This window comes from Streptomyces sp. cf386 (genome assembly GCF_900103585.1).
Classification (GTDB): domain Bacteria; phylum Actinomycetota; class Actinomycetes; order Streptomycetales; family Streptomycetaceae; genus Streptomyces.
This window is the reverse complement of the sequence record NZ_FNHV01000006.1, coordinates 250103-269861: the sequence shown is the minus strand read 5'-3', so window position 1 is coordinate 269861 and position 19759 is coordinate 250103. Positions and strand designations below refer to the sequence as shown.

The window sequence follows — 19759 nt, the reverse complement described above, 5'->3', positions numbered from 1 at the left end:
CGCGGGGTGGAGCAGCTCGGTAGCTCGCTGGGCTCATAACCCAGAGGTCGCAGGTTCAAATCCTGTCCCCGCTACTGAAGACCTGGGGCCGGAATCCGAAAGGGTTCCGGCCCCAGGTGTTTTCTCTGGGTGTTTTCCCTTGGGTATTTCCCAGGTGTCTTCCCGAAGTGCTGAGGGCCTGGTCAGGGCCGGTGGCCCACGGCCTCCTCGTACAGGGTGCGGTCCACCGTTCGTGACTCCGGCAGCGGGTTTCCGTCCCCCACGCCTTGGGCCTCGTAGGCGGACTGGAGGCGCGTTGTCGTGCCGTCGCGGATTTCCCAGTCCATGCGGAGGGACGGGGTGGATTCGAGGATGGACTTCTCCGCCTTGAGAAGCTTGGCGAGATAAGTGACGAAGGTCGCATCCTGCTTGTAGTCCGACGCGAAGTACGTATTCACCGTGCGGATGTACGCCCTCAGCAGGGCCACGCCCGCGTCCACGTCGTCGTCCAGCAGCGTGCGGCCGTACAGCATGCCGCCCAGGGGTTCGCCCAGCGGCTGGCCGCCCAGGAAGGCGTAGCCCGGCTTGCCGTCCACCTTGCGCCAGACCGGGTCGAGGAGCCATGCCGAGTCGACGCCGCCGTTCTGGAGGGCTGTGAGCACGTCGGCCGAGCCCAGTTGCTGGTACTGGATGTCGGCCAGGCCGCCCCCGTGCTTCTCCAGGGCCCGCTCCATGGGGTACGCGATGACCGAGCCCTTGCCGATCATCGTGCCCAGCTTGCGGCCGGCCATGGTGACGCGGTTCGCGGTGTCACCGTCCTTCAGACGCACCCACAGGCCACTCTTCGAGTCCGGGTCGGGAGAGAAGTTGGCCGCGACCCACTTGATGTCGAAGCCGCCCTTGACGCCGTTCATGACCGCGGCCTCCGGGGCCGCCCACAGGGCGTCGATGTCCCCCTTGGCCAGCAGCGGAAGCGCGTCCGGCGTCGGCAGCACCTTGAGCGTGACGTCCAGGCCCTCCTTCCTGAACTCGCCCTTGTCGAGGGCGACGTGCAGCGGGGCCACGTACTCGGCGCTCAGCGTTCCCGTCGCGATGGTCAGCTCGCGGGGTTCGGGCAGCGGCTGTGGGGGAGGGGCGCCGGGCCGGCAGCGGGCCGGTGTGCGGTTCGCGGAGCGGTCCTTCGGGTCGGTCCAGGACGTCGTACCGCACCCCTCGACCGGGCGGATGGTGCGCTCACCAGCGCCGGCCTTCGACGAGGAGTCCTTCTCGTACGGCGATGAGCAGGCCGCCGACGCCAGCAGTGCTCCTGCGGCGACGAGGACGACACCGGCCCGGCCGCGGCTTCTCCTTCTCATGACTGGCCCCTTCCTCGGTCCCTCGGTGCCCAGGGGGTGAGCAGGCGGCCCGCGAAGCGGATCAGTTCGGAGAAGAGGACTCCCAGGACCGCGACACAGACGATGCCGACGAACATCACGTCGTTCTGGAACAGCGCGCGCGAGTCGAAGATCAGATGGCCCAGACCGTTCGTCGCGGCGATCTGCTCCGAGGCGACGATGACCAGGACCGCGACCCCCGCCGCGATGCGCGCGCCCACCAGGACGGACGGGAGTGACGCCGGAAGCAGGACATGGTGGAACATCTGCCACCGGGAGGCGCCGAAGACCTGGCCCGCGTCACGATGGCCGGAGGGGATGGACATGACCGCGGACATGGTGGAGATCCAGACGAAGAAGAACACCGTGGCCGCCACCAACGCCACCTGCGGGCCCTCTCCCAGGCCGAACATGTTCAGGAAGATGGGCAGGAGGGCCAGTTTCGGTACGACGTACAGCGCGTCCAGGAGTGGTTCCAGTGCGGCCCGTACCAGCGAGAGGGAGCCCATCAGGAGGCCCAGGGCGTAGCCCGCCGCCGTGCCGGCCGCGTATCCCGCGAGGACCCGCTTCAAGGTGGCCCACACGTCCGGCCACAGATCGCCGGCCGCGGCCCGGTCCCAGCCGTCGGCGAGGACCGTGGACGGGGCCGGGTAGACGCGGTCGTCGATCCAGGCCTGGGCGGCCGCCAGTTGCCACAGCAGGAGGAGGACGAGGGGGACGGCGAGCGCCAGGGACGCCTCCAGCGCGCGTCTGCGGCGGTGGGTGCGGGCCGGGTGGAGTTCCCGCGGGCCGGGGCGGCGGACCAGGACGGAGTCGGCGGGCGGCTTCGTGAGCGTCGTCATGCCGGTACCGCCTCCTTCCGCAGCAGGTCCCACAGTTCGCTGCGCAGGGCGGTGAACTGGGGGGTGGCGCGGATGTCGCCGGTTCGCGGGCGGGGGAAGGGCGGGCGGTGTTCGGCGATGATCCGGCCCGGGCGGGCGGACATCACGAGCACCCGGTCGCCCAGGACGATCGCCTCCTCCAGGCTGTGGGTGATGAAGAGCGTGGTCGTCCGCAGCGACTGGGTGAGGTCGAGGAGTTCGTCCTGGAGGATCGTGCGGAGCTGGGCGTCGAGTGCCGCGAAGGGCTCGTCCATCAGCAGGAGTTCGGGCTCCACCGCCAGCGCTCGGGCGATGGCCACGCGCTGGCGCATACCGCCGGAGAGGGCGGCCGGGTAGGCGTCCGCGAAGTCCGACAGGCCCATGCGGGCCAGCCAGTCGTCGGCGCGGGCGTTCGCCTCGCGGCGGGGGACGCGCTGGATGTCCAGTCCGAAGCGGACGTTCGCGCGGACGGACTTCCAGTCGTAGATGCCGTAGTCCTGGAAGATCATCGCCGCCGGTCGCGGGCTCGCGGCACGGATCTCCAGCGTGCCGGTGCTCGGGCGGAGCAGCCCTGCGGCGATACGGAGCAGTGTGGACTTGCCGCAGCCGGAGGGGCCGACGACACAGACGAACTCGCCGGGGGCGACGATCAGTTCCAGGGGGCCGAGGGCGTGGACCGTGTGGGGGGTTCGGCCGAAGGTGCGGGTCAGGTCGTTCGCTCTGAGTTTGGGATACGGCTCTCCCACTTCTGTCTCCTCGCGGAGTGCGGAACGGACGTGTGGGTGCCGTTGACCATATGACGGACCGTCAGATTCGGGAACCCCGCCCGCTCGCACCCGGGCAGCGCGAAGCCCCGGCACTCACCGGTGCCGGGGCTCAGGGAAGGTGGCGGGCTAGGCCTTCGTGCAGTTCGGGCAGATGCCGCGGTACGTCACCTCGACGTCCGAGACCGTGAAGCCGAAGCGCTCGGAGTCGGGGAGGTCGGCCATCGGGTTGCCCGTCGGGTGGACGTCCCGGATGGAGCCGCACTGGGCGCAGACCAGGTGGTGGTGGGGTCGGTGGGCGTTCGGGTCGTACCGCTTGGCGCGCTTGTCGGTGGAGACCTCGAGCACCTCGCCGAGGGAGACCAGCTCGCCCAGCGTGTTGTAGACGGTCGCCCGGGAGATCTCGGGCAGCTTGGCGACGGCCCGTGCGTGCACCTCGTCGGCCGTCAGGTGAACGTGATCGCCGGCGAGCACCTCGGCCACGACGCGCCGCTGCGCGGTCATCCGCCATCCGCGTCCGCGCAGCCGTTCCAGAAGGTCACTCATGGAGAACACCTTAACAGCAGGCGGACCAGGTTCCGAATGGATGTGACTTTGGAGTGCAGTCGAGATTAGACAAAATCCAGTATAGGGAATCCGGCATGGAGATGGGCCGGGCCCCTTCGGGATCCGGCCCATTTTCGGGGTGGGCTACGCGGGCACGTGCTGTCGTACGGGTGCCCAGCAGCGGATGATGTCGCGGACCGAGACGATGCCCACGGGCTCGTCGTGGTCCAGGACGATCAGATGACGGAAGCCGCCGTGTGCCATGGCGCGGGCCGCCTCCTCCAGAGTCCATGCCGGGGCGGCGAACACGACGTCGGTGGTGGTGTGGTCGTGGGCGTGCTCGATGTCCGGGTTCTGTCCGAGGCCGACGGAGTTGAGGATGTCGCGTTCGGTGAGGATGCCGATGCCGCCGGCGTCGGGGTCGTGGACCACGGCCGCGCCGACCCGGCGGGCGGACATCAGCGCGGCGGCCTGGCGAAGGGTGTGGGTGGGGCCGATGGTGAGGACCACGGTGCTCATGGCGTCACGTACGAGCATGGATGGAGCCACCTCCTGAAGTGCCCCCGCACCGTTTGTTCACGGTTTCACAAATTCACAAGTGGGGGGACTCTCAGAGTGACAGGTAAAGAGGGGGTCAACAAGGGGGCGCTCAGCGGCGCTGCAAAGGGGCGCTCAGTAGCGCTCGTTGAGGTACCCCAGGAACTCGTCGTGGAGCAGGCCGTTCGAGGCGGCGGCGTTGCCGCTGTGCGGGCCGGGGCGGCCGTCGAGGCCGGTGAAGGTGCCGCCCGCCTCGGTCACGACGATCGCGGTGGCGGCCATGTCCCACAGGGAGAGCTCGGGCTCGGCGCAGATGTCGACCGACCCCTCGGCGACCATCATGTACGGCCAGAAGTCGCCGTACGCGCGCGTGCGCCACACCTCGCGCGTGAGGTCGAGGAAGCCGCCCAGCCGCCCCTGCTCCTCCCATCCGCTCAGCGAGGAGTACGCGAACGAGGCGTCCGTGAGCTTCGAGACGCCGGAGACGTGCAGACGGCTCGCGGAGGAGAGGCTGCGGCCGGTGAAGGCGCCGTGGCCCTTCGCGGCCCACCAGCGGCGGCCCAGGGCGGGAGCGGACACGACACCGACGACCGGCTGGTAGCCGCCCTCGCTCGCCTCCATCAGGGAGATGAGGGTGGCCCAGACCGGGACGCCGCGTACGTAGTTCTTGGTGCCGTCGATCGGGTCGATCACCCAGCGGCGGGGGCCGGTGCCCTCGATCCCGTACTCCTCGCCGAGGACAGCGTCTCGCGGCCGGGCACGCTGCAGCTGCCCGCGGATCAGCTCCTCGGCGGTCCGGTCGGCCTCGCTCACCGGGGTCATGTCCGGCTTGGTCTCGACCTTGAGATCGAGGGCCTTGAAGCGGTCCATGGTGGCGGCGTCGGCGGCGTCCGCGAGGACGTGGGCGAGGCGGAGATCGTCGAGGTAGTCCGGCATGGGACGAACGGTATCTGTCGTGGTCGGGCTGGGGCTACTGTGCCCGGTGTCATGGGCGGGTTGCCCACGGATGGTCAGTTGCGGCCGAGGGCATGCCGGGTTGCTCGCCGTGGCCGGGTGCGGGAGCTGCTGGGGGCCTGTGGCCCGCCAGACCCCCGCTTCGGCCCTGAAGGGGCATCGTCCTCAAGTGCCGGACGGGTGAAATGGTTCAGCCGCCGGTCAGAGGACGGAGCCCCGGCGCGGCCCGCCCCACCCGCACAGGCCGCCGCACGCATCCCCGCCCCCACCGCCGCAGGCCCGCGCACCGCAACAGACTGGCGCCCCCGCGTGCCTTCGCGACCCCTTGACAGTGCCGCTGTGCGCGTCAAATCTGGGCGCAGAGCCGCTTGCCCCCGGGAGGCGATGATGCCTGCAGCGCGGGAATCCCTGCTGGACGCCGCTTACACGGCGCTGGCGCGTCGGTCGTGGTCCGCCGTGCGAATGGTGGACGTGGCCGCGGCAGCCGGAGTGTCCCGGCAGACGTTGTACAACGAGTTCGGGAGCAAGGAAGGCCTCGCCCGCGCGCTCGTGAGAAGGGAAGCCGACGGCTACCTCGCCGGCGTCGACCGCGCCCTAGCCACCCACAGCGACGCCCGCGAACGCCTCACCGCCACCGCGGAGTGGACCGCGGGCCTCGCCCGCGACAACGCCCTCGTCCGCGCCATGCTGACCGGTTGCTGGGGCGAGCGTCTGCCCTCACCCACGCTGTCCGCCGTCCCGTCCTCCTCGGCCGTACCGGCCCAGCGACGCGCCGACGGGCCGCTCCCGTCACCCGGTGACTTCGTGGCCATCGTCCGCGACCGCGCCGTAGCCGTTCTCTCGGGCCCCGCCATCAACAAGTCCGACACCCCCGAGCTGACCCGCTCCTGCGAACTGGTCGTCAGGCTGGCCCTGTCGTGCGTCGCCGCCCCACCCGGCGAAGGCGGCGTCACCGACCTCGTACGCAGCGCCCTGTACCGGCAGTTGGCCGGCTGACCCGACCCAACCGACCCCCGGCCCGACCTGGTCAGTGCGCCGAACCCGACAGCTGCAACCCGATGACCCCCACGATCACCAGAGAAATCGACACGAGCTTCAACGTCGAGACGATGTCCCCGAGAAAGATCATCCCGTAGATCGCCGTACCCGCCGCCCCGATCCCCGTCCACACCGCGTACGCGGGCCCCACGTCCAGCTTCTTCAGCGACAGCGTCAGCAGTCCGAAACTGCCGAGGGCGAAGATGCAGAAGGCGACGGTCGGCCAGAGCCGGGTGAAGCCGTGCGACAGTTTCAGACAGACGGCGAATCCGGTTTCGAGCAGCCCCGCCACGATGACCAGCAGCCACGCCATGTGCTGTCCTCCCGTATCCCCACGTTCTGTGACCGCTTCGTCAGGCTTGGATCAGGCTCGTGCGATTATGCCCTTACCGGCCTCAGCGGCAGACAAACAACGCGGAGGTCAGTCGCCTTCCGTGCGCTCCCGTGTAGCCAGCAGTCGTCGCAGTGAGTACAGCCGGGCCGGATCGGCGTGGCCCTCCGCCACCCACTCGTCCAGCGCACAATCCGGCTCGTCATGACTGCACGCACGCGGGCAGCCCTCGGTTCCCGATTCGAGGTCGGGGAACGCCTGGATCACACGGGACGGGTCGACATGAGCCAGGCCGAAGGAGCGGACACCCGGGGTGTCGACCACCCAGCCGTCCATGTCCGGCAGCGGCAGCGCCAGCGCCGACGTCGTCGTGTGACGGCCGCGACCGGTCACCGCGTTCACGTGGCCCGTCAGCCGACGCCGTTCCACCGACACCAGCGCGTTCACCAACGTCGTCTTGCCCACCCCGGAGTGGCCGACGAACGCCGTGACCTTGCCGTCCAGTTGCTCCCGCACGCGATCCGCCGCACCGCCGTTCTCCAGCTCCTCCCGGCTGGTCACGACGTACGGGATGTCCAGATCGCCGTACAGCTCAAGGAGTTTGTCCGGCGGCGCCAGGTCCGACTTCGTCATCACCAGCAGCGGTTCGAGACCTCCGTCGAACGCCGCCACCAGACAGCGGTCGATCAGCCGGGGACGGGGTTCGGGGTCGGCGAGGGCGGTGACGATGGCGAGTTGGTCGGCGTTCGCCACGACGACGCGTTCGAACGGATCATCGTCGTCGGCGGTGCGGCGCAACACCGACGTCCGCTCCTCGATCCGCACGATCCGCGCGAGGGTGTCCTTCTTGCCGGACAGATCGCCGACCAGCGCCACCTGGTCCCCGACCACCGCCGCCTTGCGGCCGAGTTCGCGGGCCTTCATCGCCATCACGACCCGGTCCTCGACGAGGCAGGTCAGCCGCCCCCGGTCGACGGTGAGGACCATGCCCTCGGCGGCGTCTGCGTGCTTGGGCCGGATGTGCGTACGGGGTCGGTTGCCCTTGCGGTTCGGGCGGCTGCGGATGTCGTCCTCGTCGGTGTGCTTGCCGTAGCGGCGCATGGCGGTAGTCCCTACGCCCCGAGCATCCCGGTCCACAGCTCCGGGAAGTCCGGAAGGGTCTTCGCCGTCGTCGCCACGTTCTCGATCCGTACGCCCTCGACCGCGAGGCCGATGATCGCGCCGGCCGTCGCCATGCGGTGGTCCTCGTAGGTGTGGAAGACCCCGCCGTGCAGTCGGCGTGGGCGGATGTGCAGGCCGTCGGCGGTCTCGGTGACGTCACCGCCGAGTTCGTTGATCTCCTTGGTCAGCGCGGCCAGGCGGTCCGTCTCGTGCAGCCGCAGGTGCGCGACGCCGCGAAGCGTGGACGGGGAGTCCGCGAGGGCGGCGACCGCCGCGACACCGGGGGTCAGCTCGCCGACCTCGCTCAGGTCCACGTCGATGCCGTGGATCGCACCCGAACCGGTGAACACGAGCCCGTACTCGGTGAGTTCGCAGGAACCGCCCATCTCGGTGAAGATCTCGCGCAGCCGGTCACCGGGCTGCGTGGTGCGGGCCGGCCAGTCCGGGACGAGGATCTTGCCGCCGGTCACCAGCGCCGCCGCCAGGAACGGCTGGGCGTTGGACAGGTCCGGCTCGATGGTCAGATCGCGGCCGAGCAGGGCGCCCGGCGTGACCCGCCAGACGTTCGGCTCGCCGCCCGACTCCGGGGTGTCCACCTGGGCACCGACCGAGCGCAGCATGTCGACGGTCATGCGGATGTGCGGCATGGAGGGGAGGGAGGAGCCGATGTGCCGGACCTCGACGCCCTGGTTGAAGCGCGGGCCGGACAGCAGCAGCGCCGACACGAACTGGGACGACGACGAGGCGTCGATCTCCACCGGGCCGCCCTCCAGGGCACCCGAGCCGTGCACCGTCAGCGGCAGCGCGCCCCGGCCGTCGTCGTCGATCCGGGCACCGAGGGCGCGCAGGGCGTCGATCACGCCGTGCAGGGGACGCTCGTACGACCTGGGGTCGCCGTCGAAGCGGACGGGGCCGTCGGCGAGCGCGGCGACCGGCGGCAGGAAGCGCATCACGGTGCCGGCGTTGCCGACGTCGACCGTGGCCGGGCCCCGCAGGCCCGCGGGGAGCACCCGCCATGCCTCGCCGGTGCCCTCGGGGCCCACGCCCTCCTCGATGCCGACGCCCATCGCGCGCAGGGCGCCGGCCATCAGCAGGGTGTCGCGGGAGCGGAGGGGGCGGCGCAGCCAACCGGGCTCGCTCGCCAGGGCGGCGAGGACGAGGGCTCGGTTGGTGACCGACTTGGACCCGGGCACGTGGACCGTCGCGTCGACGGCTCCGCTTGCGTGCGGGGCGGGCCAGAGGGCGGTGTGTGCGGCGGGGTTTTGGGCCATGGGTTCACTTTATAAGTAGGCCGTCGTTCGGGTGCGGCGCCGTTGTGGCTGGTCGCGCCCCGCGGCGGAGCCGCAGGTGACACAGCCCCGCGCCCCTGGAGAAGCTGCCCCTTCGGGGCGCTTCATAGCCCCAGCAACCACCGTCCGCCGCCTATCAGGGAACACAGCGACACCGCGTGGAACAGGAACAGCCACAGCGCTGCCGGCACATGCGTCAGCCGCGACAGCTGATCCGCGTCCGAGTCACCCGCCCCACCCCGCGACCTCTTCGCCTGCAGCTCGAACGCAGGCCTGACCCCGCCCACCAACAGGAACCACACCACCACATACGCGAACGCCGCCTGCACCTGTGGGCCGGTCAACCAGCTCACCAACACGAACGTGCCGCCCGTGACAAACACCGTCAGCGCGCCGTACGCGTTCCTGATCATCACCAGCATCGCCACCAGCAGGGCCGTCGCCAGCCACAGCAGGAGGGTGATCCGGCCCGCGCCCAGCAGTGCCGCGCCGCCCAGGCCCAGCAGCGGGGGAGCCGTGTAGCCGGCGGCCGCGGTGAGGATCATGCCGAGGCCGTGCGGCTTGCCGCGGCTGACGGTGAGGCCGCTGGTGTCGGAGTGCAGGCGTATGCCGGTCAGGGTGCGGCCGGTCAGCAGGGCCACCAGGCCGTGACCGCCCTCGTGGGCGATGGTGATGGCGTTGCGCGAGATGCGCCACAGGCTGTGCGGGACGACCACGGCGAGTGCGGCGACCAGGGCGGCGATCACCACCCAGAGGTCCGGGTCGGGCTGCGTCCCGGCGACCTCGTCCCAGAGGGAGGCGAGCGAGGCGGATGCGGTGCTGTCCATGTAAGGCGATGGCTCCCTGTGGTCGGATGGAATCTGGCAGTGTGGCACGTATGTGCGGACGGTATGCAGCGAGTCGTGGGGCCGAGGATCTCGCAGGAATCTTTGAGATCGAGAAGTGGGAGCCCGAGGAGACCCTCGATGCGGACTACAACGTGGCTCCGACCAAGGAAGTTCACGTCGTCCTCGACCGTCCATTGAAAGACGTGCACGACCCGCGGCCGGTTCGGCAGCTGCGCAAGCTGAAGTGGGGGCTGGTGCCCAGCTGGTCCAAGACCCCCGAGAGCGCCTTCAAGATGATCAACGCGCGCGCGGAGACGGTGCACGAGAAGCCGTCGTACCGACGGGCCTTCACCTCCCGGCGCTGCATCATCCCCGCCGACGGCTACTACGAGTGGGTCACCGGCACACAGGAGCGGGACCTGGAGGTCGAGGGCAAGCGGAAACGGCCGCGCAAGCAGCCGTACTTCGTGCTGCCGGCCGACGGGACGGTGTTCGCCATGGCCGGGCTGTACGAGTTCTGGCGGGACCGGACGCTGCCCGACGAACACCCCCAGGCCTGGTGGGTGACCTGTTCCGTCATCACGACGGAGGCGGAGACGACCCCGCTGGCCGTGACGCCCGCCGAGGGCCCGAACGCGCTGGCCGATATCCACCCGCGGATGCCGCTGATGCTGACCCCGGACCGCTGGGACGCCTGGCTCGACCCGGCCCGGACGGACCCGGAGGAACTGCGTTCGCTGCTCGCCCCGCCGCCCGCCGGGCTGATGCGCGCCTACCCCGTCTCCACGCTGGTCAGCAACGTCCGCAACAACGGACCGGAGCTGCTGAAGGAGCTGGACGGTCCCGAAGAGGGCACACTCTTCTGACGTGACGAACGAGTCAGACGTGAACGAGTCAGACGTGAACGAGTCAGACGTGAACAAGCCAGATGTGAACGAGCCAGATGTGAACGAGCCGGACGTGACGACAGAGACCATCGGTACGGACGCGGGTGACGCCCGCATCACCTGGCACCCGGCGCGGCAGGCCCGGCTCGTGCTGGCCGTGAGCCACGGCGCCGGCGGTGGCATCGGCGCCCGGGACCTGAAGGCGCTGGCCTCGGTCCTCCCGGCCCAGGGAGTGACCGTCGCCCTCGTCGAGCAGCCCTGGCGGGTGGCCGGCAAGAAGGTGGCGCCCGCTCCGAAGACCCTCGACGTCGGCTGGCGCGGCGTCTGGCCCGCACTCGCCGCGCCCGGGCTGCCCGTGATCTCCGGTGGCCGCAGCGCCGGTGCCCGGGTCGCCTGCCGTACGGCCCTCGAACTGGGCGCCCATGCCGTCCTCGCCCTCAGCTTCCCCCTCCACCCGCCGGGCAAGCCGGAGAAGTCCCGTGCCGAGGAGCTGCTCGGGGCCGGGGTGCCCACCCTCGTCGTACAGGGCGGGAACGATCCGTTCGGCAGGCCGGAGGAGTTCCCGGACGGGGACCACGAGCTGATCGAGGTGCCGTACGGCGATCACGGGTTCGCCGTGCCCAAGCGGGCGCCCCTCGATCAGGAGGAGGCCGTGGCGATCGTCACCGACAGTGTCGTGAAGTGGGTCGGGTCACTCGGGTAAAGCTTCGGGAATGTCGGGGACCCGGCCTCTGTTGTGGCGGACAGCGGTGCTGAACGAGCAGCGCACACGTCGTAGGAGAGGAAGTCCGCCGCATGGGTTCGACCTTCTGCCCGGCCCGCAGCAGCCGCACTGACCTGGACTGGACGGTGCTGCACGCGGCTCGGACCGCTCCTATTCGAGCGGCGGCAGGTACGGCAGGTCGTCTATCCTCCGATTCAGGTGGGACCGGTTTCGGTCCTGCCCGGAATCTTGAGGAGGTGGGTCCGGTTCCCGGTACCGACGCAGGGACCGACAACGGCCAGGCGGAGCAGCCCGAGGGCCTGGGCACGAGCGCGGCGACGTCCACGGAGTCGACCGCCGAGCGCAGCGCGCGCTTCGAGCGGGACGCGCTGGAGTTCCTCGACCAGATGTACTCGGCCGCGCTGCGTATGACGCGCAACCCGGCCGACGCCGAGGACCTGGTGCAGGAGACGTACGCCAAGGCGTACGCGTCCTTCCACCAGTTCCGTGAGGGCACCAACCTCAAGGCGTGGCTGTACCGGATCCTCACCAACACCTTCATCAACTCGTACCGCAAGAAGCAGCGTGAACCCCAGCGTTCCGCGGCCGAGGAGATCGAGGACTGGCAGCTCGCGCGTGCCGAGTCGCACATGTCGACCGGCCTGCGCTCCGCCGAGTCGCAGGCGCTCGACCACCTGCCCGACTCGGACGTGAAGGAAGCACTCCAGGCGATCCCCGAGGAGTTCCGCATCGCCGTCTACCTCGCCGACGTAGAGGGCTTTGCGTACAAGGAGATCGCGGACATCATGGGGACACCCATCGGTACGGTGATGTCCCGGCTGCACCGGGGCCGCCGTCAACTGCGCGGCATGCTCGAGGACTACGCCCGTGAGCGCGGAATGGTCCCGGCCGGCGCCGGAGAGTCGAACGAAGCGAAAGGCTCGGGCTCATGAGCTGCGGAGAGCCGCACGAGACGGATTGCAGTGAGGTACTCGATCACCTTTACGAGTTCCTCGATCGTGAGATGCCCGACGCCGACTGCACCAAGTTCGAGCAGCACTTCGAGGAGTGCTCGCCCTGCCTGGAGAAGTACGGTCTTGAGCAGGCCGTGAAGAAGCTGGTCAAGCGGTGCTGCGGACACGACGACGTGCCGACCGACCTGCGCGCCAAGGTGCTGGGCCGGCTCGACCTGATCCGCTCCGGCCAGGCGGTTCCCGAGCACGACGTGACCGCCACACCCCAGGAGTCCTGAACTCCCCCTCCCTGGAACGGGCTGTCGTCACTCGAACGTGCTAATCGGCGGGTGATAAGCCCACAGTTGCCCCTCTTGCCGACCTAGGCTCCCCTGTTGAGCTGAGCAGGTCATGGTGGGGGAGGGCGTCCAGATGGAGGCGATACCGGCACGGGCGCGTGTGTACGTCGCCTGTGTGGCGCTGTGCGCCCTGGCCTGTCTCCTGCCGTCGCCACTCACGACCACCGTGCCCTGGCGGGCGGTCGTCCTGCTCGCGGTGCTGTATGCGGCCGGTGAGCAGGTCGCCGCCCGATGGCGGTTCGGGGGCACCTTCTATCCCGTACTGCTCGCCGGCGCCTTTCTGCTGTCGCCGCCCGCCGCCGCGCTGGTCGCCGTGCCGGGTGCCCTGCTGTCGCCGGGCGGGCAACGGCCGCTGTGGACCCGGCGGATCTGGCGGGCCGCCCAGCTCGTCGTGGCCGTCTGGGCTGCGGCTCGGGTGCACTGGGCGCTGGGCGGGCGGGACGTCGTCGTGGCGGGTGACTTCCCGTACGCGCTGATCCCGTCCGGGGGTGCGGTCCTGGCCTTCTGTCTGGTCCTGACCGCGCTGGACGGCGGGATCCGTGCCTTCGCCGAGCGCCTGCCCGTGCGGCGCGCCTGGCGGGGGCTGTTCCTGCGCTCGCTCGCGCCGCTCGCCGTCCATGGTCTGGCCGGGCTGATGATGGCCGTGCTGTGGCGCAGCCCGTACGGTCCGGTCGCCGCGTTGCTCGTGCTGCTGCCGATGTGTGTGTCGTGGTGGGTGTTCGCCCAGTACCACCGGGAGCGCGCCGCGCACCAGGCGACCATCCGGGCGCTCGTCCAGGCCGTCGACATCAAGGACGGCTACACCCGCGGGCACAGCGAGCGGGTCGGACAGGCCTCGATGATGATCGCCCGCGAGCTGGGCATGGACGACGACCGCGTCGAGGTGGTGCGGTTCGCCGGAATCCTGCACGACGTGGGGAAGCTGGGCGTGCCCACCCGGCTGCTGCGCAAGGACGGGCCGCTCACACCCGAGGAGCGGCGGGTGATCGAGCTGCACCCCGAGTACGGCCACGAGATGGTCCGCGGGATCTCCTTCCTCGGCGAGGCCCGGGCCGCCGTACTGCATCACCATGAACGGCTGGACGGGAGCGGCTACCCCTACGGGCTGATGGGCAACCAGATCCCGGAGCCGGCCCGGGTGGTGGCGGTCGCCGACGCCTTCGACGCGATGACGTCCACCCGGTCCTACTCGCGGGCCCGGCCCGTGTCCGTCGCCCTGCGGGAGCTGGAGAGGTGTGCGGGCTCGCAGTTCGACCCCCGGATGGTCACGGCCCTCGTCCGAGCCGTGGGCCAGTACGGATGGCATCCCGCCGTGACGGCCGACGAGGCCTGTACGCCCGTCCCCCGCCCGCCGCTCTCCAGCGCCCCGGGAGCGCGCCGATGAGCGCCCCGCGGCCACGCCTCCTGCTCGCGCTCGTCCACGTCTGCGCGGCCCTCCTCGCCGCGGTCTGTCTGGTCAGCACCCTGAGCAGCGGCCTCGAAGAACGCGGCACCGCGATCGCCTTCGGGGTGCTCATCGCCCTGGGCGAGCTCACCCGGTGGACCGGGGCGGAGGGCAGGGAGGCCGCACCGCTCGGGGCCGCCGCCGCGCTGTCGTACGCCCTGCTGGGGGAGATGGGCGGGGAGCCCACCCGGCACGGTGTCGTGCAGGTCGTCGCCGTCGTCCTCGCCGCCTCGCTCCTCGGCAGCGTGCGGCACATCGCGCGCGGAGGTCCCCTGCTCGACCATCTCGCCCGGCGCGTGCTCACCGTCGGCTTCGCCGCCGTCTGCTTCCAACCCCTGTACAACCAGGGCACGTTCCGCGGCTGGGGCACCGCCTACGCCCTGCTCCTGCTCGCGATCCTCGCCCTCACCAGCCTGTGCGGCGCCCTGCTCACCGCCGTGCTGGCGCACTCCCGCACCCGGTGGCCCTTCGGGCCGCTGCTGCGGGACGAGCTGCGGGCGACGCTCGGGATCGGGTCGGCCGTCTGCGCGACGGGCGCGGTGATGGCGCTCGCGGTCGCCGTGGTCGGGCTGTGGGCGCTGCCCGTCTTCTCGCTCCCCCTCCTGCTCACCCAGATGTCCCTCCGCCGGTACGCCGCGGTGCGGGCCACCTATCGGCAGACCATCGCCTCCCTCGCCCGGGCCACCGAGATCGCCGGGTACACGCCGGCCGGACACGCCCGCCGGGTGGCCGCGCTCAGCCGGGAGGTCGGGCGGGACCTGGGCCTTTCCGAGGCCGAGCTCACCGTGCTGGAGTACGCGGCACTGATGCATGACATCGGGCAGCTCAGCCTGGTCGACCCGGTGCCGGCGGGCGCCACCGCCGTGCTGCCCGTCGAGGAGCAGCGGCGGATCGCGCTGCTGGGCGGGGCCGTCGTACGGCAGACCGGGGTGAACCCGCAGGTCGCGACGGTCGTGGAGCGGCTGGCCGATCCCTGCCCCGAGCAGCCGGTCGCCGCGCGGATCGTGCGGGCCGTGAACGCGTACGAGGAGAAGGCCCGGGGCGCCGGGCCGGGCGGGCCGCTGAAGGCGCTGGAGGAACTGCGGCTGGGGACCGCCGGGGACTATGCGCCGGAGGTGGTCGGATCCCTCGCACGGGTGCTGGCCAGAGACTGTCTGACATCCCCTGTGGCTGGGTAACCCATGGGTAATGAGCGCCCTTCCAGCCGTACGTGGTTGGATGCGAATGAGAGTGTGTCCGGGGGCGAGCACTAGCCAGCCCACTCCACGGAACTGGCAGGCGGGAATCGTGAGGATCTTCGGCAAGGGACGGCACCGGCCCTCCGCCTCCTGGCGGCAGGCCACCGACCGGGCGTTCACGCTCATCGGCGACGGCCGGTACGAGGACGCGGGCGCGCTGTTGACACGTGCCGCCGATCTGGAGCCCTGGCTGTCGGAGTCCTGGTTCAACCTCGCGTTGCTGCACAAGTTCCGTCACGACTGGGAGCAGGCCCGCGCGGCCGGGCTGCGTGCCGTGGCGCTGCTCGACCGGGAGACCGGCGCGCCCGACTGGTGGAACGTCGGCATCGCGGCCACCGCCCTGCAGGACTGGCCGCTGGCCCGGCGGGCCTGGCAGGCGTACGGCCTGCGGGTGCCCGGCGGTGCGACCGCGTCCGGCGAGCCGGTCGGGATGGACCTGGGCAGCGCGGCCGTACGGCTGTCCCCCGAGGGGGAGGCCGAGGTCGTGTGGGGGCGGCGGCTGGACCCCGCGCGTATCGAGGTGCTGTCGATCCCGCTGCCGTCGTCCGGGCGGCGCTGGGGCGAGGTCGTGCTGCACGACGGGGTGCCTCACGGGGAGCGGACCACGTCCGCCGGGCACGCCTACCCCGTCTTCGACGAGATCGAGCTGTGGGCGCCCTCGCCGGTGCCGACCTGGGTGGTGCTGCTGGAGGCCGCCACCGAGGCCGACCGGGACGCCCTGGAGCAGCTCGCCGCGGACGCCGGGTTCGCCGCGGAGGACTGGTCGTCGTCCGTGCGGCTGCTGTGCCGGATGTGCTCCGAGTCGCGGATGCCGTCCGACGAGGGCGACGGTGAGCACCTGGATCCGCACGATCACAGTGAACCGGGCCACCCCGGGCCGCTGGGGCACCGGACGGACGGGCAGCTGTGGGTGCCGGAGCGGGAGTGTGGCGTGGCCGCGCCTGCCTCGCTCGTCCGGGGCCTGCTGGACGGCTGGGTCGCGGACAGCCCGGATTCCAGGGACTGGCGGGATCTCGAAGAGGTCTGCTGACCGTTCGCCGTACCCTGTATCAGCATCACCCTCCCTTTTGTTCTTTGGTTTGTGCAGGAAGGCATACGTCGGTCATGGCCCAGCAGGACACCGAGCAGCAGCACGCGGGCGTGCTCCCCGTGGACGACGAGGGGTTCGTCGTCGACACCGAGGACACGGAGGAGCGCGAGAACGCCTGGCGTGAGCGCGGCACCTCGCGGCCGATCACCGTCGTCGGGAACCCGGTCCTCCACAAGGAGTGCAAGGACGTCACCGAGTTCGGCGCGGAGCTGGACCAGCTGGTGGCGGACATGTTCGCCTCGCAGCGCACCGCCGAGGGCGTGGGCCTGGCCGCCAACCAGATCGGCGTCGATCTGAAGGTCTTCGTCTACGACTGCCAGGACGACCAGGGCGAGCGGCACGTCGGTGTCGTCTGCAACCCGAAGCTCGTCGAGCTGCCCGCCGAGCAGCGCCGGCTCGACGACAGCAACGAGGGCTGCCTGTCCGTGCCGACGGCGTACGCGCCGCTGGCCCGCCCCGACTACGCCGAGGTGACCGGGCAGGACGAGAAGGGCAACCCGATCAAGGTGCGCGGCACCGGGTACTTCGCTCGGTGTTTGCAGCACGAGACGGACCACCTCTACGGCTACCTCTACATCGACCGTCTCTCCAAGCGGGAGCGCAAGGACGCGCTCCGGCAGATGGCCGAGAACGAGCCCCGCTACGCCGTCGTCGCGAACGGCTGAGGTCGTCCGGCACGCCCCACAGGACCCTTGCGCACGGCGTCTGTTCAGCTTCCCCATCCTGACCAGGCGCCGTTCGCATGTCCGTCGCACGTTCGATCCCATACACGCTGGTTGTGATCCAGAACCAGTCACATAGGGGGAGATTCTCGGCACTGTGGGGTAGTGAATGAAGCAAATCCGTTCCCAGAACGGTCAGTTGTGGTGCTGAATGGAAGTGCGGGGATACGCAACGGCGCACGCCCGGCACAGCGGGAGGGGCGTGTACAACTGGCGGCTGAGAGGGGTTTGTTCGTGCATGCTTTCTCACACAGCACCACATCGACACCGACGGCGGTCCAGGTACCACCATCGCTCTCTCTTCCGGTGATCGAAGCAGCGTTTCCCAGGCAACTCCATCCATATTGGCCCCGGCTCCAGGAGAAGACCCGTACCTGGCTGCTGGAAAAGCGGCTGATGCCGGCCGACAAGGTCGAAGAATATGCCGACGGCCTTTGCTACACCGACCTCATGGCGGGGTACTACATTGGCGCCCCCGACGAGGTGCTCCAGGCGATTGCGGACTACAGCGCCTGGTTCTTCGTCTGGGACGACCGGCACGACCGTGACATCGTCCACTACCGCCCGTCCGCCTGGCGGCGGCTGAGGTTCCGGTTGCACGCGGCCCTCGACTCCCCCGAGGAGCATCTGCACCACGGGGACGCGCTGGTCGCGGGGTTCGCGGACAGCATGGTGCGGCTGTACTCGTTCCTGCCCCGCACCTGGAACACCCGCTTCGCCCGTCACTTCCACGCGGTGATCGAGGCGTACGACCGGGAATTCCGTAACCGCACCGAAGGAATCATCCCGACCGTCGAGGAATACCTCGCACTGCGGCGGCTCACCTTCGCGCACTGGATCTGGACCGATCTGCTGGAGCCGAGCGCCGAGCTGGAACTCCCGGACGGCGTGCGAAAACATCCGGCATATCGGCGGGTGGCGTTACTGAGCCAGGAATTCGCCGCCTGGTACAACGACCTCTGCTCGCTTCCGAAGGAAATAGCGGGCGATGAGGTGCACAATCTCGGAATCAGTCTCATAAAACATGAGGGGCTGACTCTGGAAGAGGCGGTGACGGAGCTGAGGCGACGCGTCGAGACCTGCATATCCGATTTCCTCGACGCCGAGCAGGACGCTCTGGAATTCGCCGACTCCCTGTCCGACGGCACGCTGCGCGGAAAGGAACTCAGCGCCGCGGTGCGGGCCTGTGTCAGCAATATGCGCAACTGGTTCAGCTCGGTCTACTGGTTCCACCACGAGTCCGGCCGTTACATGGTCGACAGCTGGGACGACCGGTCCACGCCCCCGTACGTCAACAACGAAGCGGCAGGTGAGAAATGACCGTCGAGTCCGTCCGCCCCGAAGCCCAGCCCCGTGAGGCTTCGGAGTTGCGTGAGCCGCCCCTCGCGGGCGGAGGAGTTCCGCTTCTCGGCCACGGCTGGAAGCTGGTCCGAGATCCGCTGGCGTTCATGGCCGCGCTCCGGGAGCACGGAGACGTCGTACGGCTGAAGCTCGGCCCGAAGACGGTGTACGCCGTCACCACGCCGGAGCTCACCGGCGCCATGGCGCTGAGCACCGACTTCAAGATCGACGGGCCGCTGTGGGAGTCCCTGGAAGGCCTACTCGGCAAGGAGGGCGTGGCCACCGCGAACGGCACCCGGCACCGGCGTCAGCGGCGCACCATCCAGCCCGCCTTCCGGCTCGACGCGATCCCCGCGTACGGGCCGATCATGGAGGAGGAGGCGCATGCGCTGACCGAGCGCTGGAAGCCCGGCGAGACCGTCGACTGCACCTCCGAGTCGTTCCGGATAGCCGTGCGCATCGCCGCCCGCTGTCTGCTGCGCGGCGAGTACATGGACGAGCGGGCCGAGCGGCTGTGCAACGCGCTCGCGACCGTCTTCCGCGGGATGTACCGGCGGATGGTGGTCCCCCTCGGGCCGCTGTACAAGCTGCCTCTTCCGCCCAACCGCGAATTCAACCGGGCGCTGGCCGATTTGCATCTCCTGGTCGACGAGATCGTCGCCGAACGCCGGGCATCTGGTCAAAGGCCGGACGATTTGCTGACGGCATTGCTGGAGGCGAAGGACGAGAATGGCGACCCCATCGGGGAACAGGAGATCCACGACCAGGTCGTCGCGATAGTCACCCCGGGCAGTGAAACCGTGGCCTCCACGATCATGTGGCTGCTGCATGTGCTCGCGGAACATCCGGAACACGCCGACAAGGTGTGCGCGGAGGTCGAATCCGTCACCGGCGGTCGGCCCGTGGCATTTGCGGACGTCCGTAGCCTCCGGCACACGAACAATGTCGTCGTGGAGGCGATGCGTTTGCGCCCCGCGGTATGGATTCTCACGCGACGGGCAGTGGTCGATACGTCACTCGGTGGCTATCGCATTCCGGCCGGGGCGGACATCGTCTACAGCCCCTACGCGATCCAGCGTGACCGGAAGTCGTATGCCGACAACCTCGACTTCGACCCCGACCGCTGGCTCCCGGAACGCGTCAAGGACGTACCGAAATACGCCATGAGTCCCTTCAGTGTCGGCAACCGCAAGTGCCCGAGCGACCACTTCTCCATGGCGCAGCTGACCCTGATCACGGCGGCGCTGGCCACCAAGTACCGCTTCGAGCAGGTGTCGGGTTCCCAGGACGCGACCCGCGTCGGCATCACGCTCCGCCCGAACAAGCTGCTGCTGAGGCCGGTGCCGAGGGACTAGTGCGGGAG

Annotated in this window: 21 protein-coding genes and 1 tRNA gene; 12 read left to right on the top strand and 10 right to left on the bottom strand. The window is 70.0% G+C overall.

Going from position 1 to position 19759, the window contains the following annotated elements; genetic code table 11:
- Positions 1-74, top strand: a tRNA-Met gene (locus BLU79_RS17580).
- Between the two features lie 108 nt (positions 75-182).
- Here the strand turns inward: BLU79_RS17580 and BLU79_RS17575 are convergent.
- From BLU79_RS17575 to hisN, 6 genes are all read right to left on the bottom strand, one after another.
- Positions 183-1334 carry an ABC transporter substrate-binding protein gene (locus tag BLU79_RS17575; protein ID WP_093906719.1) on the bottom strand — a complete coding sequence of 384 codons (1152 nt, stop codon included), beginning with the start codon at positions 1332-1334 and terminating at the stop codon, positions 183-185.
- Positions 1331-2194, bottom strand: coding sequence for an ABC transporter permease (locus BLU79_RS17570; RefSeq protein WP_093906718.1), 864 nt, complete (start codon positions 2192-2194; stop codon positions 1331-1333). The genes BLU79_RS17575 and BLU79_RS17570 overlap by 4 nt, the downstream gene beginning before the upstream one ends.
- A complete protein-coding gene (locus tag BLU79_RS17565) occupies positions 2191-2958 on the bottom strand; it encodes an ABC transporter ATP-binding protein (protein WP_093906717.1) in 768 nt (255 codons plus the stop codon). Before BLU79_RS17565 ends, BLU79_RS17570 begins: the two co-directional genes overlap by 4 nt.
- 147 nt (positions 2959-3105) lie before the next feature.
- Positions 3106-3522 carry a Fur family transcriptional regulator gene (locus BLU79_RS17560; protein WP_093906716.1) on the bottom strand — a complete coding sequence of 139 codons (417 nt, stop codon included), beginning with the start codon at positions 3520-3522 and terminating at the stop codon, positions 3106-3108.
- Between the two features lie 144 nt (positions 3523-3666).
- A complete protein-coding gene (locus BLU79_RS17555; RefSeq protein ID WP_093906715.1) occupies positions 3667-4059 on the bottom strand; it encodes a CBS domain-containing protein in 393 nt (130 codons plus the stop codon).
- A gap of 135 nt (positions 4060-4194) precedes the next feature.
- A complete protein-coding gene (gene hisN / locus BLU79_RS17550) occupies positions 4195-4995 on the bottom strand; it encodes a histidinol-phosphatase (protein WP_093906714.1) in 801 nt (266 codons plus the stop codon).
- A gap of 402 nt (positions 4996-5397) precedes the next feature.
- On the opposite strand from hisN, the gene BLU79_RS17545 reads away from it, so the two are divergent.
- Complete coding sequence (locus BLU79_RS17545) at positions 5398-6009, top strand: TetR/AcrR family transcriptional regulator (RefSeq protein WP_093906713.1); 612 nt, start codon at positions 5398-5400, stop codon at positions 6007-6009.
- Between the two features lie 31 nt (positions 6010-6040).
- On the opposite strand, the gene BLU79_RS17540 is transcribed toward BLU79_RS17545, so the two are convergent.
- The 4 genes from BLU79_RS17540 to BLU79_RS17525 form a co-directional block, all read right to left on the bottom strand.
- Positions 6041-6364: a DMT family transporter gene (locus BLU79_RS17540; protein WP_093906712.1), complete on the bottom strand. Its 324-nt coding sequence runs from the start codon at positions 6362-6364 to the stop codon at positions 6041-6043.
- Between the two features lie 108 nt (positions 6365-6472).
- Positions 6473-7483 (bottom strand): ribosome small subunit-dependent GTPase A, encoded by a 1011-nt coding sequence (gene rsgA / locus BLU79_RS17535; RefSeq protein ID WP_093906711.1) that lies wholly within the window; start codon positions 7481-7483, stop codon positions 6473-6475.
- 11 nt (positions 7484-7494) lie between these two features.
- Complete coding sequence (gene aroA / locus BLU79_RS17530; protein WP_093906710.1) at positions 7495-8814, bottom strand: 3-phosphoshikimate 1-carboxyvinyltransferase; 1320 nt, start codon at positions 8812-8814, stop codon at positions 7495-7497.
- 122 nt (positions 8815-8936) lie between these two features.
- Positions 8937-9659 carry a M50 family metallopeptidase gene (locus tag BLU79_RS17525; RefSeq protein ID WP_093906709.1) on the bottom strand — a complete coding sequence of 241 codons (723 nt, stop codon included), beginning with the start codon at positions 9657-9659 and terminating at the stop codon, positions 8937-8939.
- 50 nt (positions 9660-9709) lie between these two features.
- Here BLU79_RS17525 and BLU79_RS17520 point away from each other — a divergent pair, with 50 nt between their 5' ends.
- The 10 genes from BLU79_RS17520 to BLU79_RS17475 all read left to right on the top strand — a co-directional run bounded on the left by BLU79_RS17520 (position 9710) and on the right by BLU79_RS17475 (position 19751).
- The gene (locus BLU79_RS17520; RefSeq protein WP_093906708.1) at positions 9710-10525 is read left to right on the top strand and encodes an SOS response-associated peptidase; all 816 of its coding nucleotides are present in this window, start codon (positions 9710-9712) and stop codon (positions 10523-10525) included.
- 94 nt (positions 10526-10619) lie between these two features.
- Positions 10620-11249: an alpha/beta hydrolase family protein gene (locus BLU79_RS17515; protein ID WP_177001051.1), complete on the top strand. Its 630-nt coding sequence runs from the start codon at positions 10620-10622 to the stop codon at positions 11247-11249.
- A gap of 257 nt (positions 11250-11506) precedes the next feature.
- Entirely contained in the window at positions 11507-12202 is a 696-nt protein-coding gene (gene sigR / locus BLU79_RS17510; RefSeq protein ID WP_093906707.1) for an RNA polymerase sigma factor SigR, read from the top strand.
- Positions 12199-12501, top strand: a complete 303-nt coding sequence (rsrA, locus tag BLU79_RS17505) for a mycothiol system anti-sigma-R factor (RefSeq protein WP_093906706.1) — start codon at positions 12199-12201, stop codon at positions 12499-12501. Before sigR ends, rsrA begins: the two co-directional genes overlap by 4 nt.
- A gap of 133 nt (positions 12502-12634) precedes the next feature.
- Positions 12635-13945, top strand: coding sequence for an HD-GYP domain-containing protein (locus BLU79_RS17500; RefSeq protein WP_093906942.1), 1311 nt, complete (start codon positions 12635-12637; stop codon positions 13943-13945).
- On the top strand, positions 13942-15183 hold the full coding sequence (locus BLU79_RS17495) for an HD-GYP domain-containing protein (protein ID WP_093906705.1): 1242 nt from the start codon (positions 13942-13944) through the stop codon (positions 15181-15183). Before BLU79_RS17500 ends, BLU79_RS17495 begins: the two co-directional genes overlap by 4 nt.
- A 109-nt stretch (positions 15184-15292) precedes the next feature.
- On the top strand, positions 15293-16273 hold the full coding sequence (locus BLU79_RS17490; RefSeq protein WP_031479428.1) for a tetratricopeptide repeat protein: 981 nt from the start codon (positions 15293-15295) through the stop codon (positions 16271-16273).
- 74 nt (positions 16274-16347) lie between these two features.
- Entirely contained in the window at positions 16348-16998 is a 651-nt protein-coding gene (gene def, locus BLU79_RS17485; protein ID WP_093906704.1) for a peptide deformylase, read from the top strand.
- 291 nt (positions 16999-17289) lie between these two features.
- Entirely contained in the window at positions 17290-18375 is a 1086-nt protein-coding gene (gene cyc1 / locus BLU79_RS17480; RefSeq protein WP_093906941.1) for an epi-isozizaene synthase, read from the top strand.
- Entirely contained in the window at positions 18372-19751 is a 1380-nt protein-coding gene (locus BLU79_RS17475) for a bifunctional albaflavenone monooxygenase/terpene synthase (RefSeq protein WP_093906703.1), read from the top strand. Before cyc1 ends, BLU79_RS17475 begins: the two co-directional genes overlap by 4 nt.
- Positions 19752-19759: the final 8 nt, after the last annotated feature.